Annotated in this window: 18 protein-coding genes and 1 tRNA gene; 16 read left to right on the top strand and 3 right to left on the bottom strand. The window is 66.9% G+C overall.

Features of this window, described 5'->3' with window-relative positions; genetic code table 11:
• Positions 1-112: 112 nt before the first annotated feature.
• The 6 genes from tkt (at position 113) to V5F89_RS12700 (ending at position 7,002) form a co-directional block, all read left to right on the top strand.
• Entirely contained in the window at positions 113-2,098 is a 1,986-nt protein-coding gene (gene tkt, locus V5F89_RS12675) for a transketolase (protein ID WP_338445993.1), read from the top strand.
• A 14-nt stretch (positions 2,099-2,112) separates the two neighbouring features.
• The gene (gene gap / locus V5F89_RS12680) at positions 2,113-3,120 is read left to right on the top strand and encodes a type I glyceraldehyde-3-phosphate dehydrogenase (RefSeq protein WP_338445994.1); all 1,008 of its coding nucleotides are present in this window, start codon (positions 2,113-2,115) and stop codon (positions 3,118-3,120) included.
• 139 nt (positions 3,121-3,259) lie between these two features.
• The gene (locus V5F89_RS12685; RefSeq protein WP_338445995.1) at positions 3,260-4,459 is read left to right on the top strand and encodes a phosphoglycerate kinase; all 1,200 of its coding nucleotides are present in this window, start codon (positions 3,260-3,262) and stop codon (positions 4,457-4,459) included.
• Positions 4,456-5,523, top strand: coding sequence for a serine hydrolase domain-containing protein (locus V5F89_RS12690; protein WP_338445996.1), 1,068 nt, complete (start codon positions 4,456-4,458; stop codon positions 5,521-5,523). The genes V5F89_RS12685 and V5F89_RS12690 overlap by 4 nt, the downstream gene beginning before the upstream one ends.
• Positions 5,524-5,551: 28 nt before the next feature.
• Entirely contained in the window at positions 5,552-6,013 is a 462-nt protein-coding gene (locus tag V5F89_RS12695; protein WP_338445997.1) for a PaaI family thioesterase, read from the top strand.
• Between the two features lie 101 nt (positions 6,014-6,114).
• Positions 6,115-7,002 (top strand): fructose bisphosphate aldolase, encoded by an 888-nt coding sequence (locus tag V5F89_RS12700; protein WP_338445998.1) that lies wholly within the window; start codon positions 6,115-6,117, stop codon positions 7,000-7,002.
• A 6-nt stretch (positions 7,003-7,008) separates the two neighbouring features.
• Here V5F89_RS12700 and V5F89_RS12705 read toward each other — a convergent pair whose 3' ends face one another.
• Positions 7,009-7,410: a hypothetical protein gene (locus V5F89_RS12705; protein ID WP_338445999.1), complete on the bottom strand. Its 402-nt coding sequence runs from the start codon at positions 7,408-7,410 to the stop codon at positions 7,009-7,011.
• Positions 7,411-7,488: 78 nt separating this feature from the next.
• Between V5F89_RS12705 and thiE the strand changes: the two genes are divergently transcribed.
• Together thiE and V5F89_RS12715 are read left to right on the top strand one after the other, a co-directional pair.
• Entirely contained in the window at positions 7,489-8,136 is a 648-nt protein-coding gene (gene thiE, locus V5F89_RS12710; protein WP_338446000.1) for a thiamine phosphate synthase, read from the top strand.
• A gap of 67 nt (positions 8,137-8,203) precedes the next feature.
• On the top strand, positions 8,204-8,908 hold the full coding sequence (locus tag V5F89_RS12715; RefSeq protein WP_338446001.1) for a M23 family metallopeptidase: 705 nt from the start codon (positions 8,204-8,206) through the stop codon (positions 8,906-8,908).
• A 28-nt stretch (positions 8,909-8,936) separates the two neighbouring features.
• Here V5F89_RS12715 and V5F89_RS12720 read toward each other — a convergent pair whose 3' ends face one another.
• Positions 8,937-9,323: an elongation factor P gene (locus tag V5F89_RS12720; RefSeq protein WP_338446002.1), complete on the bottom strand. Its 387-nt coding sequence runs from the start codon at positions 9,321-9,323 to the stop codon at positions 8,937-8,939.
• A 126-nt stretch (positions 9,324-9,449) separates the two neighbouring features.
• On the opposite strand from V5F89_RS12720, the gene efp reads away from it, so the two are divergent.
• From efp to V5F89_RS12760, 8 genes are all read left to right on the top strand, one after another.
• On the top strand, positions 9,450-10,013 hold the full coding sequence (gene efp, locus V5F89_RS12725) for an elongation factor P (protein ID WP_338446003.1): 564 nt from the start codon (positions 9,450-9,452) through the stop codon (positions 10,011-10,013).
• 1 nt (position 10,014) lies between these two features.
• On the top strand, positions 10,015-10,368 hold the full coding sequence (locus tag V5F89_RS12730; RefSeq protein WP_338446004.1) for a hypothetical protein: 354 nt from the start codon (positions 10,015-10,017) through the stop codon (positions 10,366-10,368).
• Positions 10,369-10,384: 16 nt separating this feature from the next.
• On the top strand, positions 10,385-11,203 hold the full coding sequence (locus tag V5F89_RS12735) for an inositol monophosphatase family protein (protein WP_338446005.1): 819 nt from the start codon (positions 10,385-10,387) through the stop codon (positions 11,201-11,203).
• Between the two features lie 65 nt (positions 11,204-11,268).
• Positions 11,269-11,353, top strand: a tRNA-Leu gene (locus tag V5F89_RS12740).
• Between the two features lie 177 nt (positions 11,354-11,530).
• Positions 11,531-11,974: an isoprenylcysteine carboxylmethyltransferase family protein gene (locus V5F89_RS12745; RefSeq protein WP_338446006.1), complete on the top strand. Its 444-nt coding sequence runs from the start codon at positions 11,531-11,533 to the stop codon at positions 11,972-11,974.
• Complete coding sequence (locus V5F89_RS12750; RefSeq protein ID WP_338446007.1) at positions 11,975-12,577, top strand: hypothetical protein; 603 nt, start codon at positions 11,975-11,977, stop codon at positions 12,575-12,577.
• Positions 12,578-12,726: 149 nt separating this feature from the next.
• The gene (locus tag V5F89_RS12755) at positions 12,727-14,490 is read left to right on the top strand and encodes an SLC13 family permease (protein ID WP_338446008.1); all 1,764 of its coding nucleotides are present in this window, start codon (positions 12,727-12,729) and stop codon (positions 14,488-14,490) included.
• A gap of 216 nt (positions 14,491-14,706) precedes the next feature.
• Positions 14,707-15,996 carry an amidohydrolase gene (locus V5F89_RS12760; RefSeq protein WP_425334389.1) on the top strand — a complete coding sequence of 430 codons (1,290 nt, stop codon included), beginning with the start codon at positions 14,707-14,709 and terminating at the stop codon, positions 15,994-15,996.
• 111 nt (positions 15,997-16,107) lie between these two features.
• Here the strand turns inward: V5F89_RS12760 and V5F89_RS12765 are convergent, their stop codons facing one another.
• Positions 16,108-16,278, bottom strand: coding sequence for a hypothetical protein (locus V5F89_RS12765; RefSeq protein WP_338446010.1), 171 nt, complete (start codon positions 16,276-16,278; stop codon positions 16,108-16,110).
• Between the last annotated feature and the right edge of the window lie 9 nt (positions 16,279-16,287).

Here is a 16,287-nt window from a genome sequence, read left to right on the forward strand (position 1 = left end):
GGGAAGGGGCCGGTCCCCGCTGTTGACCTGCGCCCGCGGGTCCGCAAAGGGTTCCGCGCCCGAATCGTCGCGGGCAAGGTGCAGCATCACTACCGGCAGGAGCCCGCCCCGCATGAGCCTCGACCCGACCCGACTGGCGCCGATGGCCAACGCCATACGCGCGCTTTCCATGGACGCGGTGCAGGCAGCCAAATCGGGACATCCCGGGATGCCGATGGGCATGGCCGATGTGGCCACGGTGCTGTGGTCGAACTATCTGAAGTTCGATCCCGCGGCGCCCGAATGGGCCGATCGCGACCGCTTCGTGCTCAGCGCCGGGCACGGATCGATGCTGCTCTATTCGCTGCTGCACCTGTCGGGCTATGCGCGTCCCACGCTCGACGACATCCGCAATTTCCGCCAGCTCGGCAGCCCCTGTGCGGGGCACCCGGAAAACTTCCTGCTCGACGGCGTCGAATCGACCACCGGGCCGCTGGGCCAGGGGCTGGCGATGGCGGTCGGCATGGCGATCGCCGAACGCCATCTCAATGCCGAGTTCGGCAGCGATCTGGTCGATCACCGGACCTGGGTGGTCGCTGGCGACGGCTGCCTGATGGAAGGGATCAACCACGAAGCGATCGGCATCGCCGGGCACCTGAAGCTCGGCCGGATGATCGTGCTGTGGGACGATAACGCGATCACCATCGACGGATCGACCGATCTTTCCACCAGCGAGGACATTCGCACCCGCTATGCCGCGACCGGGTGGCATATCGTGTCGTGCGACGGGCACGATCCGGCCGACATCGGGCGCGCGATCGACGAGGCCCTGGCCGACGAGCGCCCCTCGCTGGTCGCCTGCCGCACGGTAATCGGCAAGGGTGCGCCGAACAAGGAAGGGAGCAGCGCGGTGCACGGTGCGCCGCTGGGGCCGGAGGAAGTCGCCGCCGCGCGCGAGAGCATGGGCTGGCACGCACCGGCGTTCGAAATCCCGGAGGACATCCTGGCCGACTGGCGCGCCACGGGCGAACGCGGCCGCGCGGCGCACGCCGAGTGGGAGGTCCGGCTCGCAGCGTCCGACCGGAAGGCGGAATTCGTACGCCGCATGGCGGGCGACCTGCCCACGGGCGACAAGGCGAAGCAGGCCTTTGCCGAATGGCTGGCCCAGGATTACACCGTCGCCACTCGCAAGGCGTCGGAAATGGCGCTGGAAGTGCTCGTGCCGCTGCTGCCCGAAATGATCGGCGGCTCGGCCGACCTCACCGGATCGAACAACACCAAGACCAAGGCAATGGAGCCGCTGACCGCCGACGATTACGGCGGCCGCTACCTCTATTACGGTATCCGCGAATTCGGGATGGCGGCGGCGATGAACGGGATGGCGCTGCACGGCGGCGTGATCCCTTATGGCGGCACGTTCCTGATCTTCAGCGACTATTGCCGCAACGCCGTGCGCCTTTCGGCCTTGCAGCAAGTGCGGGCGATCTACGTCTTCACCCACGATTCGATCGGGCTGGGCGAGGATGGACCGACGCACCAGCCGGTCGAGCAGCTGATGAGCCTGCGGCTGATCCCCAATCTCAACGTCTTCCGTCCCGCCGACGTGATCGAGACGGCCGAATGCTGGCAGCTCGCGCTCGAGGACAAGGACACGCCTTCGGTCCTCGCGCTCAGCCGCCAGAACCTGCCGCAGCTGCGCCATGGCGAGAGTTCCGGCGGTGAAATGCCGAGCGCGCGGGGCGCCTATCGCCTGCGCGCGGCGGGCGGCGAGCGCAAGGTCGTGCTGATCGCGACCGGCTCCGAAGTCCAGGTCGCCTGCGCCACCGCAGAAGCGCTGGAGGCGGACGGGATCGGGGCCGATGTCGTCTCGATGCCGTGCATGGAACTGTTCGCCGCGCAGGACGAAGCCTATCGCAGCGAAATCCTGCCGGCCGATGCGCTCAAGGTCTCGATCGAGGCCGGATCGACGCTGGGCTGGGAGCGTTATACCGGCACCGACGGGTTGCAGATCGGCCTCGACCGGTTCGGCGCCTCCGCCCCCGCCGGCGACCTGTTCGAAAAATTCGGCTTCACCGCCGAAGCCATTGTCCCACAAATCAAGGCCCGCCTGGGTCTCTAGCAGGAGCTTGTCATATGGCGACCAAGGTTGCGATCAACGGATTCGGACGTATCGGGCGCCTCGTCGCGCGGGCCATCCTGGAGCGTGACGATCACGATCTCGAGCTTGTCTCTATCAACGACCTCGCCGACACTGCTTCCAACGCGCTGCTGTTCGGGTTCGACAGCACGCATGGCCGTTTTCCGGGGACGGTCGAGACCGATGGCAACGATCTGGTCGTCAACGGCAAGCGCATCCATGTGACCGCAGAGCGCGAACCGGGCAAGCTGCCGCACAAGGCGAACGGCATCGATATCGTGCTCGAATGCACCGGCTTCTTCCAGTCGGACGAGGCGAGCCGCCCGCATATCGAAGCGGGCGCGAAGCGGGTGCTGATCTCTGCCCCGGCCAGCGGCGTGTCGAAGACCATCGTGTTCGGCGTAAACCAGGATACGCTGACCGCCGACGACGACATCGTTTCCAACGCCAGCTGCACCACCAATTGTCTGGCCCCTGTGGCCAAAGTGCTGAACGACGCCGTGGGCATCGAACGCGGTTTCATGACCACGATCCACAGCTACACCAACGACCAGCGAATGCTCGACCAGATCCACAAGGATCTGCGCCGCGCCCGCGCCGGGGCGCAGAACATGATCCCGACCACCACGGGCGCTGCTCGTGCGGTCGGCCTGGTCCTGCCCGAGCTCAAGGGCAAGCTCGACGGCTCCTCGGTCCGCGTGCCGACGCCGAACGTCTCGCTGATCGATCTCGTGTTCACACCGGGCCGCGACACCGACGCGGACGAGCTGAACGCCGCGCTCAAGGCCGCGTCCGAAGGGGCGATGAAGGGCGTGCTCGACTATACCGACAAGCCGCTCGTTTCGAGCGACTTCAACCACTATCCGGCCAGCTCGACGGTCGACAGCCTCGAAACTTCGGTCATGGAAGGCAAGCTGGCGCGGGTCGTCAGCTGGTACGACAACGAATGGGGCTTCTCCAACCGGATGATCGACACCGCCGGTGTCATGGCTCGGTTGCTTTGACGGCTTGCCCCTCCCGCTTGCGGGAGGGGCGCGAGACTTGCGGGCGCGAAGCGGTCGCCAGTCGCAGCGGGGTGGGCCCCTTGCGGGCCCATGCCCACCCCGACCCCTCCCGCAAGCGGGAGGGGGGAAGGAGATGCAAATGCCCAGGTTCAAAACTCTCGACGATCTCGGCGATGTGACCGGCAAGGTCGCGCTCGTGCGGGTCGACCTCAACCTGCCGATGAAGGACGGTTCGGCGACCGACGTCACCCGGGTCGAGGCGAGCATGCCGACGATCCTCGAACTGGCGGACGGCGGTGCGAAAGTCCTGCTGCTGGCGCATTTCGGCCGGCCGAAGGGCGAGCGTCACTCCACCCTGACCACCAGCTTCGTCCAGGGCGACGTCGAACGGGTGCTGGGGCGCGAGATCATGTTCATTTCCGAAGTCGCGGGCCCGGTCGTCGAACAGTCGCTCTCCATCCTCCGCAACGGCGATATCGGCTTGCTCGACAACGTTCGCTTCTGGCCGGGCGAGGAAGCGAACGATCCCGGGTTCGCCAAAGGTATCGCGGCGCTGGGCGACTTCTACGTCAACGATGCCTTCTCCGCCGCGCACCGCGCCCATGCCAGCACCGAGGGGCTGGCACACCTGTTGCCCGCCTATGCCGGCCGCGCGATGGAGAAGGAACTGACCGCGCTCGACAAGGCGCTCGGCAATCCCGAGCAGCCGGTTGCGGCGGTGGTCGGCGGAGCCAAGGTCTCGACCAAGCTCGCCGTGTTGGAAAACCTGGTGGGCCGCGTGCAGCACCTGATTATCGGCGGCGGCATGGCCAACACCTTCCTCGCCGCGCGAGGCGTGGATGTCGGCAAGTCGCTCTGCGAACACGAGCTGACCGCCACCGCGAGCGCGATCATGGACAAGGCCGACCATGCCGGCTGCACCGTGCACTTGCCCTATGACGTCGTGGTGGCGAAGGAATTTGCCGCCAACCCGCCGGGCCTGCGCACTTGCAACGTGCACGAGGTCGCGCCCGACGAGATGATTCTCGACATCGGCCCGCAGGCGACCGAGGCGCTGGCCGACGTGCTCAAGACCTGCCGCACGCTGGTGTGGAACGGTCCGCTCGGCGCGTTCGAGACCGAGCCGTTCGACACCGCCACCGTCGCGCTCGCCCGCACGGCGGCGGCGTTGACGCAGGACGGCTCGCTCGTTTCGGTGGCCGGCGGGGGCGATACCGTCGCGGCGCTCAATCACGCAGGCGTGACGGGCGATTTCACTTATGTTTCAACCGCTGGCGGAGCTTTTCTCGAATGGATGGAAGGCAAGGAGCTGCCCGGCGTTGCGGCACTGATGCATTGAGGTGGCTGCTTGCGCTCGTGCTGGCCGCCGTGCCGCTGCCCGCCTCGGCGCACGACAGCTATGCCGAGTTCGGCGCGTTTCTCGAACGGTTCCGCAGGGACAGCGCGACACCCTCGCTCAGCGCGGTCGTCGTCAAGGACGGCCGGATCGTCTGGGAGGGTTACTTCGGCACCTACGATGACGAGGGAGAACTGCCGACGACGGCCGATACGACCTACTCGATCGCTTCCGTAACCAAGCCGATCGCGGCCACTGCGATCGTCGCCGAGAGCCTGGCCGGCGATCTCGATCTCGGCACGCCCATGAGCGCCGACGAGGGCTGGGCCGACACCTGCGAATGGCTGTCGGGCTCGCAGATCCCGTTCGGCGGCGGAGGCGCCGATCGCCTCGGAAACCGGATAGCGCCGATGGATTGCGCCCGGCCGACCACGCTTGCCGAAATGCTCGACATGCGCGCCAACGGCGATGCCTTCGTCTACAACCCCATCGCCTTCGCCCGGATCGACCGTGCGATCTCCGGCGCGGGCGGGCGGACGCTGAGGGCGATCGTGCGCGATCGCGTGGCCGAGCCTTCGGGTATGCGCAATGTCGCGCTCGGGTGGCACGACCCGGAAGGCGGCGACGCGCTGCGGTTTCTGGCGCCGCCGTTCGATGTGATCGCCGGGCGCCCGGTCAAGCAGGCGATATCGGACGACGATTTCCGGGCGTCTGCCGGGATCAAGGCCGCGCCGCGCGCGATCGCCGCGTTCGACATGGCCTACGACGCCGGCGTGCTGATCCCGCCAGCCTTGCGCAAGCGCTTGCTGGAAGAGGTCGAGATCGGCCCGCTCGGCGATTACCGGCAGGGCTGGTGGCTCGAGGACTGGAACGGCGAGCGCCTGATGTGGCATTCGGGCTGGGACGAGAAGCGATACTCGGCGCTGTATCTCAAGGTTCCGGCTAGGCGACTGACCCTGATCGTTCTCGCGAATACCGAGGCGCTGTGGTGGGGCAACTCGCTGGTGAAGGCCGAGGTTTCCCAAAGCCCGGTCGCGCGGCATTTCCTCGAACGATATGCGAAGTAGACGGGATGACCGTCGGGAGTAGAGCTGAATGAGCGAAGCACCGGTCGTCGGCGACGAGAACGGCCTGATCGAAGTCACCGAAGGCGAATGGGCCGGATGGTCGCGCTGGCAGGGCGATCCGTTCGAGGAGCGGGCAGGGCCGTTCTACGAAAAGGAACTGGACGACGGCACCGTCGTCACCGCCTTCCGCGCCGAACGGCGGCACATGAACGGCGCCGGTTTCATGCACGGCGGATGCCTGATGACGTTCGCCGATTCGGCGATTTTCTCGATCGCCCGCCATGCCATGGGCGGCAGTCACGGGGTGACGCTGCATCTCGGTGCCGACTTCCTCGATCCGGCCCGCGTGGGCGAGCTGATCGAGGCGCGGGGCGAGGTCGTGCGGGCAGGGGGCAAGACGGTGTTCGTCCAGGGCCTTGTCACTGCGGACGGGCGGCCCGTCCTGCGTCTCGACGGCATAATCCGCAAGGTTTCGGGCCGCCGCGACTGACGGCGCGCCTGCGCCGGCCACATGCTGTTGCGGCAGGCCGGCGCGCTGGCTAAAGGGCCGCTCGACGCATTCGTATGCACCGGACACGAGGGAAACTGTCGATGAATCATCAGGAAATGACCGACCGCATTGCCAACGGACAGGGCTTCATCGCCGCGCTGGACCAGTCGGGCGGTTCGACGCCCAAGGCGCTGCGCGGCTATGGCGTTTCCGATGATTCCTGGTCGGGCGAGGACGAGATGTTCGCGCAAATCCACGCGATGCGCAGCCGGATCGTCGAAAGCCCCTGCTTCGGTTGCGGCAAGGTGCTGGGCGCGATCCTGTTCGAAAAGACGATGGACGGGGAAAGCGGGGGCAAGCCGGTGCCCGACCGCCTGAAGGAACGCGGCATCGTGCCTTTCCTCAAGGTCGACAAGGGCCTGGAGGACGAAGCGAACGGCGTGCAGCTGATGAAGCCGATGCCGGACCTCGAAAGCCTGCTGGAACGCGCGAAACGGAAGGGCGTGTTCGGGACCAAGATGCGCTCGGTCATCAAGCGCAACGATACGGCCGGGATCAAGGCGATCGTCCACCAGCAGTTTGCGGAAGGCGCGCGCATTCTCGCTGCCGGGCTGGTCCCCATTATCGAGCCGGAATACGACATCACCGCGGCCGACCGCGCCGAGGGCGAGAAAATCCTGCTCGAAGCGATCGAGGAAGGTCTGGAAGCGCTGCCGGCCGATCAGCAGGTCATGCTCAAGTTGTCGATCCCGGCAGAGGCGGGGCTCTATTCCGGGTTGGTCGATCACCCGCGCGTGCTGCGCGTGGTCGCGCTGTCGGGTGGCTATTCGACCGACGAGGCGTGCGAGAAGCTGGCCGAAAATCCGGGCATGATCGCAAGCTTCAGCCGCGGCCTGCTGCAGGATCTGCGCGTGACCCAGACCGACGAGGAGTTCGATGCGACGCTGAAGGCGGCAATCGACCGCATTCATGCCGCCAGCGTGGCCTAGGCGCGTCTATCGCGCTTCGTAGAGAAAGCGATATTCGCGCGGGGCGATCTCGCGGTTTGTCTGCCTTTCGGGAAGGCCCGAAACCAGCGCGATGACACGATCGTGCGTGCCATAGGTCTCCCCCAGGGTCAGATCGGCGGTGTCGCGCCAACCGGCGCCGTCGATCCTGGTTCGGACGATCAGCCGCCCGGCCCAGACGCAGCGTGCGTTCGCGGGACACCGGCTGTCTTCCACCACCGCCTTGGGCGTGACGACCAGATCGCCGACGCGCACGGGCCGATCGATCGGCACGCGATAGCCTTCGGGCCTGGGCGTGTCCTTCACGATCGGCGCTTCGGGGATGACGGCGCATCCGGCAAGCGCGAGAGCCGACAGCGCAAGGGCGGCATGGGAGCTGGCTTTGACCATGCCCGCCATAACGCGCAGCGGGGCTGTCGCGTCCCTGAACGCGTGACGAATCCGTCCCGGAGCACTACCTAGCCGCGCATGACAGGATCGAACCCACCCACGCAGCTCTATCTGATTTCCCCGCCCGATGTCGGCGGCGACTTCCCGGCGCGACTGGAACGCGCGCTGGCGGCCGGTCCGGTGGCGGCATTCCAGTTCCGCGTGAAAGGCCTCGACCAGCACGCGGCGGCGCGCCTTGCTGCGCCGCTGCAGGAAATCTGCGCCGCGCGCGATTGCGCCTTCATCGTCAACGATTCGGTCGCACTGGCGAAGCGACTTGGCGCCGACGGGGTGCATCTGGGGCAGTCCGACGGCTCGCCCGGGGAAGCGCGCGAGGCATTGGGGCGCGAGGCTCAGATCGGCGTCACCTGCCATGCCTCGAAGCACCTGGCGATGGAGGCGGGCGAAGCGGGCGCCGACTATGTCGCGTTCGGCAGCTTCTTCCCCAGCGAGACCAAGGCGAGCGAGCATCGCCCGGAGCCGGATCTGCTCGCCTGGTGGCAATCGCTGTTCGAGATTCCCTGCGTCGCGATCGGCGGCATCACCCCGATGAACTGCGGCCCGCTGGTCGCCGCGGGGGCCGATTTCCTGGCCGTGAGCCATGCCGTCTGGGGCGCGGACGATGTCGCGCAAGCGGTCGAGGCTTTCCACCGCGCGATCGGTACGGCGGCCTCGTCTCCGCCATGACCGGGCCTGCGCGGACGGCCCATATGGTTGCCGGCGCGAAATGGTGCTATTCCAAGCCGCTATGGCCATGAACTTTGTCGACCGGACTCTGACCGTGGTGGTCACCGCCACCCTGACTTCTGCCGTGTGGATCGTTGCCGGCGGCAGCGTGATGGAGTTCGCCGACAGCGAAGGCCAGCGCGAGACGACGCGCCCGGCCGAAGCGGCGCCCAGCCCGGCCCCGACTCCCGCGCCCGCCGCCACGGACGCTGCCGCATCGCCGCCGGCAGAGGGCGCGCTTCGTGCGGTCCCGCTGGCTCCGGAGCCGGTCGACACGGGCGCCGACTCACCACGTGAACTGATCGTCCCGGTCCTCAACGTGCGCGCCAGCGACCTCAGCGACACATTCTCCGACACGCGCGAAGGCGGGGTGGGAATGCACGAGGCGCTCGACATCATGGCGCCCGAAGGCACCAGCGTCATCGCCGCCGCCCCCGGGACGATCGAGAAGCTCTATCGTTCCGAAGCCGGGGGGAACACGATCTACGTCCGGTCGACCGACGGCAAGACGATCTACTACTACGCCCATCTCCAGAAGTACGCGCCTGGCCTGACCGAGGGGCAGAGGATCCGGCGCGGGCAGCGTCTCGGCGCGGTCGGCCGCACCGGGAATGCTGCGGGCGATGCGCCGCATCTGCACTTCGCGATGCTGCGCACCACGGCCGATGCCGAATGGTGGGAACCGGCCAACGCGGTCAATCCCTATCCGCTGCTGACAGGCGGCGCGGGCTAGCGTCGTTTTGATCGAGACCGCCCGCGCGTCAGGGGCGGCCCGGCCCGCCGCGAACGCACCGCACCCGGCCCGGCGTGCCGTCGGCGCCGATTTCGCGCAGGATCGTCGTGCCGGTGCGGACGAATCGCCGGCCTTTCATCGGTCCGCGGGTGAAGACCACGCGATCGCCGGTCAGCAGGTAAGTGCCCGTGTCGCCTTCCGCGCGGTAGGTGGAGGCGGTGTTGATGGCGAAGACATCCCCCGGGACCGGCTGCCACGGGGCGCCCGCGGCGTCGCCGGGCGTTGCGCAGCGATAGACGCCATGGGGCAGAGTGCCGAGCTTGCCGCCCGGCGCGGCCCCTGCCGGCTGCGCGAGCAGGGCCAGCAGGACGGTCGCCAACGACAGGGCGGAGCGCGCGAGAGCGGGGATCGGCATGATCCGGCGGCTTTAGCATCGCGGCATTCGGCACGCCAGCGACCTTGCCCGATCCGGGCCGCTAAGCTAAGGCGCGGCCCGATTGCAGGCGGTTGGTCCGCCCATCAGACGAAGGCTCCTTGAACCATGAAAATCAGCGGCGTGGACATCCGTCCCGGCAATATCCTCGAATACGAAGGCGGCATCTGGAAAGTCGCCAAGATCCAGCACACCCAGCCGGGCAAGGGCGGCGCCTACATGCAGGTCGAGATGAAGAACCTGCAGGACGGGCGCAAGACCAATGTCCGCTTTCGCAGCGCCGACACGGTCGAGCGCGTGCGGCTCGACACCAAGGAGTTCCAGTATCTCTACGAAGACGGCGAGATGCTGGTGTTCATGGACCAGGAAACGTACGAGCAGATCCACCTGCCGTCCGACCTGCTCGGCGATGCCAAGGCGTTCCTGCAGGACGGAATGCAGGTGACGCTGGAGCTGTGGGAGGAAAAGCCGATCTCGGTCGCGCTGCCCGAACAGGTCGAAGCGACGATCGTGGAGGCGGACGCGGTGGTGAAAGGGCAGACGGCGTCGTCCAGCTACAAGCCCGCCGTGCTCGACAACGGCGTGCGCGTGATGGTGCCGCCCCATATCGAAAGCGGCACGCGGATCGTGGTCGACGTGTACGAACGCACTTACGTGGGCAAGGCAGGCTGACATGGGCGAGGGCGGCGATCCGAAAACGGCCGGGATCGACCTGGCCGCCAGCTATATCCTCGGCGTGATCTACGACGACGAGTCGCTGACGCTGGAGATGGATTTCCGCCTTCTCGAATCCCACCCGCGCTACGAACCTCCCGACGACGGTGCGGAGGGCTGCTATCGCAAGGGCTTCATCCGTTTCGCCGACCTCGACGACCTGCGCCTGCGCAAGGCGAAGCCCGAGGACGGCCGCGAACTCGACTACAGCGATATCTATTCGGCGACGATCGACGGCGACTATGCTAATATCGCGAGCGGATGGGGCGAAATCGAGCTGACCGCGCAATCGATCCAGATCGCGCTCGACTGACAGGACTGACAAGACGATGGCCCTTTCCGGACTGATCCGCGTGATGGAGCGCGCCGCGCGCAAGGCCGGCGGCCGCCTGCGCCGCGACTTCGGCGAGATCGAACACCTCCAGGTCAGCCGCAAGGGCCCGTCGGACTTCGTTTCCAAGGCCGACCGGGTTGCCGAACGCACGATCTACGACGAACTGCTCCATGCCCGGCCCGACTGGGGCTTCGTGATGGAGGAGGCCGGCACGATCGAGGGCGACCCGAGCAAGCCGCGCTGGATCGTCGACCCGCTCGACGGCACGAGCAACTTCCTCCACGGAATTCCGCATTTCGCGATTTCGATCGCGGTCCAGGAACCGAAGCTCGACGGCTCGGGCTGGGGCGAAGTGACGGCGGGGGTGGTGTACCAGCCGATTACCGACGAAACCTTCTGGGCGGAAAAGACGCGCGGCGCATGGCTGCAGGACGGGCGGCTGCGGGTTTCCTCGCGCTCGCACTTGCCCGAGGCGCTGATCGCCACCGGCATTCCCTATGGCGGACACGGCGACTTCGGCGAATGGGGCCGGATCTTCGCCGCCATCGGCCCGCAGGTCGCCGGCATCCGCCGCTACGGCGCCGCCTCGCTCGATCTCGCGTGGCTCGCAGCCGGCCGCTTCGACGGGTTCTGGGAAAGCGACCTGGCGGATTGGGACACTGCCGCGGGCTGCCTGCTGGTGCGCGAGGCCGGCGGCTTCGTCAGCGACTATCGCGGCCGGTCGCAGCCGATCCACGCCAAGCAGGTCCTCGCCGCCAACGACAGTCTGCATTCGCGTCTGCACAAACTGCTGGCCGGCGCGCTGAAAGGCTGAACAAGGCCCAAGTGCATTCTTGCCGGGGCGAAGCCGCTCCGCTATCCGCCGCCTTCCCGCACAGTGCCCCTGTGGCGGAATTGGTAGACGCGTTCGACTCAAAATCGAATTTCCACGGAAGTGCCGGTTCGAGTCCGGCCAGGGGCACCAGGCTATCCCGCGCCCTCCCTGCAGAACCCGAAGGCGAAGGGGCCGGCCGCTTCGAACCGGCTCCGGCCCTCGGCCGGCGTCGTCCCGGACAGATCCGCACCCACGTCGGCCGCATGTTCGCGCTTGCCAAATGTGATAAAAAATGATTTTTATCATTTATTGCATTTGGAGGCCTGCATGAACCGCGTCATTCCCCCGATCCTGTTCCTCGTCCTGCTGGCGGCCCAGGCCGCGCTTGCCGTTTTCTATTCGGACGATTTCGTCATGCGCGCAGGCCGCGCCATGCCGTGGGATATTCCCCTTGCGCTGGGCGTCGTCGTGCTGGTCTGGGCGCGCTTGCAGTTTCGCGCGCAAGAGGCGGAAATCCATACCTTTCGCCAGCCGCGCACTCTGGTGACGGGCGGCCTGTTCCGGTTCTCCCGCAACCCGATGTATCTCGGTTTCCTGCTGCTGCTGATAGCCGCCGCCTTTTTCGTCAATCACTGGTGTGCGCTGATCGCTCCGGCCATCTTCTTCATCGCCGCATCGTTCTGGTACATTCCGCACGAGGAACGCACGCTCCGCGCCGTCTTCGGCCCGCAATACGAAGCCTATGCGGGCCGTGTCCGCAGATGGCTGTAAATGGCGCGGGCAAAGGCCGACGTCGCGACAGTCCGGGCGAAGCTGCTGGCCGAAGCGGAGCGGATGCTGGCGCAAACGCGCGGGCGGCGGCTCGTCCTGTCCGAACTCGCGCAGCGAGTCGGCATGTCGCAATCCTACGCCCATCGGTTCTTTCCCACGAAAGCCGACCTTGTGCGGGCGCTCGCCGCGCGCTGGTTTCGCGAGGTCGAGGCGGCATCGGCTGAGGCCGCCTCGCTCGACCTGGCGCCTGCCGAGCGTCTCGAGCGCTGGGTTCTGGCGCTTCTGTCGCTCAAGCGTGACCGGTACGATGCCGACCCGGCCGTTTTCGACGCCTACCTCGCCCTGGCCGCCGACCATATGGATCTCGTGGCCGCCCATACCGACCGGCTGACGGACGACCTAAGGCGAATACTGTCGGACCTGGTGTCTCCGGCCGATCTGGAACGGGCCGTGCAGACGGTGGAAGACGCGACGATGCTGTTCCGCGTGCCTTTCGCCATTTCCCGCTTCCGCGACCGCGCGACTGACGATCGGGCGCGGGCGGTCGTCGCCGCACTGCTGCCCGCGCTGTCGCGCCCCGGCGGGACGGCGACAGGCGGCTGAGCCGCTTCGCACTTCCGATCGCCTGCATTGCGGGCGCGCCCGCCCGATAGCGGGACGGCCCGACGATATTCGCTTGATCTTGCGGCGCACGTCTGGGAATTCGACCGGGAATGTTTCCGGGGGTCCCCTCTTTCCACGCAATCGCAGCAATGGCGATTACGGTCGTCATGTTCGTCGCCTTCGCGCGTGGGCGCATGTCGGTGGAAATCATCTCGCTGCTGACGATCGCGGTGATCGCAGTCGGGCTCTATTTCTTCCCGCTGGAAGGGACGGGACCCACCGACGGGCTTCAGCTCGCCTTTTCGGGCTTCGGACACTACGCGCTGATCACGATCTGCGCGCTGATGATCATGGGGCGCGGCCTCGTGGTCACCGGGGCGCTGGAGCCGGCGGCCCGGTTCCTGGAACGGGTGTTCAAGCTCAACGTCCAGCTGGGGCTGCTGGTTTCGCTGGTGCTCGCTTTCGGGCTTTCGATGGGGGTCAACGATACCCCGGTCCTGGTGCTTCTGCTGCCGATTTTCGTCAGCCTCGCCGCGCGCGGGGCGATGCCGGCATCCAAGACGCTGATCCCGCTCAACGCCGCGGTGCTGATCGGCGGGATGGCGACCACGATCGGCACCTCGACGAACATTCTCGTCGTCTCGATCGCGCGCGACCTGGGCATGCCGCCGATGGGCGTGTTCCACTATACCCCGATCGTCCTGACCGCCTCGCTGATCGCGCTCCCCTATCTCTGGCTGGTCATGCCGCGCCTGCTGCGCGACAACACGGTTGCCGAATCCTACGCCCCCCGCCGGTTCCAGACCCGGCTGCGGGTCGGCGACGACAGCGTGCTCAACGGCCAGGTCCTGGCCGCGATCCTGCCGCGCCTGCCGGCCGATATCGCGTTTCACGACGCGCCGCAGGGACCGATCCAGCCGCAGCAGCAGCTGACCATTTCCGGCACGCACGAGGCGCTGGAGGAGGCCATGCGCACGTTGAAGGGCGAAGTCGCCCCGGCGTGGGTGCTCGATCGCATTCGCCGGCGCTCTTCGGAAAGCGGGGCCGACATCGCGGTCGTCGAAATGACGGTGACTGCCGATTCGCGGCTCATCAATCGCACCCTGCCGACTTCGGGGATCGCGGACCTTTACGGCGTGGCCGTGCTCGGCATTCATCGTCCCGACCGGCTCATGGGCGAGAAGGACCGCTATAGCGAAGGCGGCGACTTGCGCATCGCGGAAGGCGACGTGCTGCTGGTGATGGGAATCGGCGAGGACCTCAACGATTTCGCCCAGGCCGACAGCCTCCTGACGCTGGAGGGAATGCGCGAGCTGCCGCGCCGTTCGAAAGCCGTTCTGGCGGGCGCGATCATGCTCGGTTCGGTCGGGCTCGCCTCGATCGGCCTGCTGCCGATCGCCGTCTCCGCGCTGGCCGGTGCGATCCTGATGTTCGTGACCGGCTGCGTGAAGTTCGACCGGGTGGGCCGTGCGCTTTCGGCGAAGGTCATCGTGCTCGTCGCCGCGAGCATCGCCGTTGGCCGGATCGTGCTGGAAAGCGGGGCGGCGGCCTGGCTGGGCGAAGCGCTCGCCTCGGGCCTCCAGTTCCTGCCGCCGGCCATGGTGCTGGCCACGATCATGCTGTTCGTGACGTTCCTGACCAACTTCGCCTCGAACGCCACCGCCGCCACCGTCGGCACGCCGATCGCTTTCAATATCGCGCATCAGCTGGGGCTGCCGCCCGAACCGCTGATCCTGGCCGTCCTGTTCGGCTGCAACCTGTGCTACGCGACGCCCATCGCCTATCAGACGAACATGCTGATCATGGCGGAGGGCAATTACGAGTTCAAAGACTACCTCCGCACCGGCGTCCCGCTGGTCCTGCTGATGGTGGCGACGCTGTCGATCCTGCTGGTGACGACATACGGGATGTAGCGCACCCGCGACTTTCCTACACGCGTGCAATCTGCAATGGTCGTTCCGGCCATTGCCTGCCGGACAGGCTCCGGCAGGCAATGGCGGAAAGTCACAAGCGGCGAGACCGGTGAAATGGAAAGGTCACGTCAAAGGGGGAATTCTTCAATGATGGCAAAGGTTTCGCGCAATCGTATCGGGCATTGTGTGTCACGTTTCTCGATCCTCGCAAGTGCGATGCTGCTGGCGGCTCCGGCCCATGCCGACGAACTGCGCGATGCGGTCGCGGCCGACATGCCCGAATTGATGGCGCTCTATCGCGACCTCCACGCCCATCCCGAACTCAGTTTCCAGGAAGTGGAAACCGCGGCGAAACTCGCAGCGCGGATGCGCGATCTCGGCTTTGCGGTGACCGAGCAGGTCGGCCGGACCGGGGTGGTCGCAGTGCTTGAGAACGGCGAGGGGCCGACCGTCATGCTTCGCGCCGACATGGACGGATTGCCGGTGGTCGAGCAGACCGGGCTGCCTTTCGCCTCGAAGCAAGTCGCCGTGCCCGCCTCGGGCGTCGAAACCGGCGTGATGCACGCCTGCGGCCACGATACGCACATGGCGGCATGGATCGGCGCGGCGCAGCAGCTCGTCGAGCGGCGGGACAGCTGGTCGGGCACCCTGGTCATGATCCTTCAGCCGGCGGAGGAGATCGGGGAAGGCGCCCTGGCGATGATCGAGGACGGTCTCTACACGCGCTTCCCGAAGCCCGACTATGTCATTGCATTCCACGATGCGGCCCAGTTCCCGGCCGGCATGATCGGCTATTCGCCCGGCTTCGCCCTGGCCAACGTCGACAGCGTCGACATCGTCATTCCCGGTATCGGCGGGCACGGGGCCTATCCCCACACCACGCGCGATCCGGTGGTGCTGGCAAGCGCGATCGTGATGAAACTGCAAACGCTGGTCAGCCGCGAGAGCAGCCCGCTCGATCCGGCGGTGGTGACCGTCGGCTCGTTTCACGCCGGGGCGAAGCACAACATCATATCCGACGAGGCGCGGCTGCAGCTGACGGTGCGTTCCTACACCGACGAATCGCGCAAGCTCCTGCTCGACGGGATTGCCCGGATCGCGCGGGGAGAAGCGATTGCCGCGGGCATGCCGGAGGACAAGATGCCGACGGTCACCGTGCAGGAGCCCTATACTCCGGCGACGTTCAACACGCCCGACTTCACCGAGGAAGTGATGGCCGGTTTCCGCGCCCGCTTCGGCGAAGATCGCGTGATGCAGGTCCCCTCCGTGATGGGCGGGGAAGATTTCGGCCAGTTCCTGCGTGCCGATCCCGACGGGGTGAAGTCGCTGATCTTCTGGGTCGGCGGAGTGCCGCAGGAGCAGTTCGATGCGGCGCAGCGGGGCGAGGGAACCCTGCCGTCGCTGCACAGCCCGTTCTGGGCGCCCGACGCGGAGAAGGTGATCGCCACGGCGGCGGAGGCGCTGACGGCCGCGACGCTGGACCTGATGCCCGCCAACGGCGGCTGAACCTGGATTTCGCCGCCGCCGCCGTCGGCCGACGCCGAATGTATGACGGCCGCCGAGGTCCCGAAAGACCCCGACGGCCGTGCTCTCCTCCCCAGGAGACCGTTTGCAAGCTCAGCAGTAGGTGCCGAGCCGGTGGTGCAAAGCGTTGATGCGCGCCAGCTCGTCGCGATCCTCGATCGTTCGGGCGTGGCTGGCTAGCGCGGCGCGCAGAAGCTTGAAATCCGCGGTCGAAAACAGCGCGCGGGCGCGTCCGGGTTCGCGGGGCAGGGTATCGGTCGTCATCGTGCCTCT

This window comes from Pelagerythrobacter marensis, assembly GCF_036700095.1.
Lineage (GTDB): Bacteria > Pseudomonadota > Alphaproteobacteria > Sphingomonadales > Sphingomonadaceae > Pelagerythrobacter > Pelagerythrobacter marensis_A.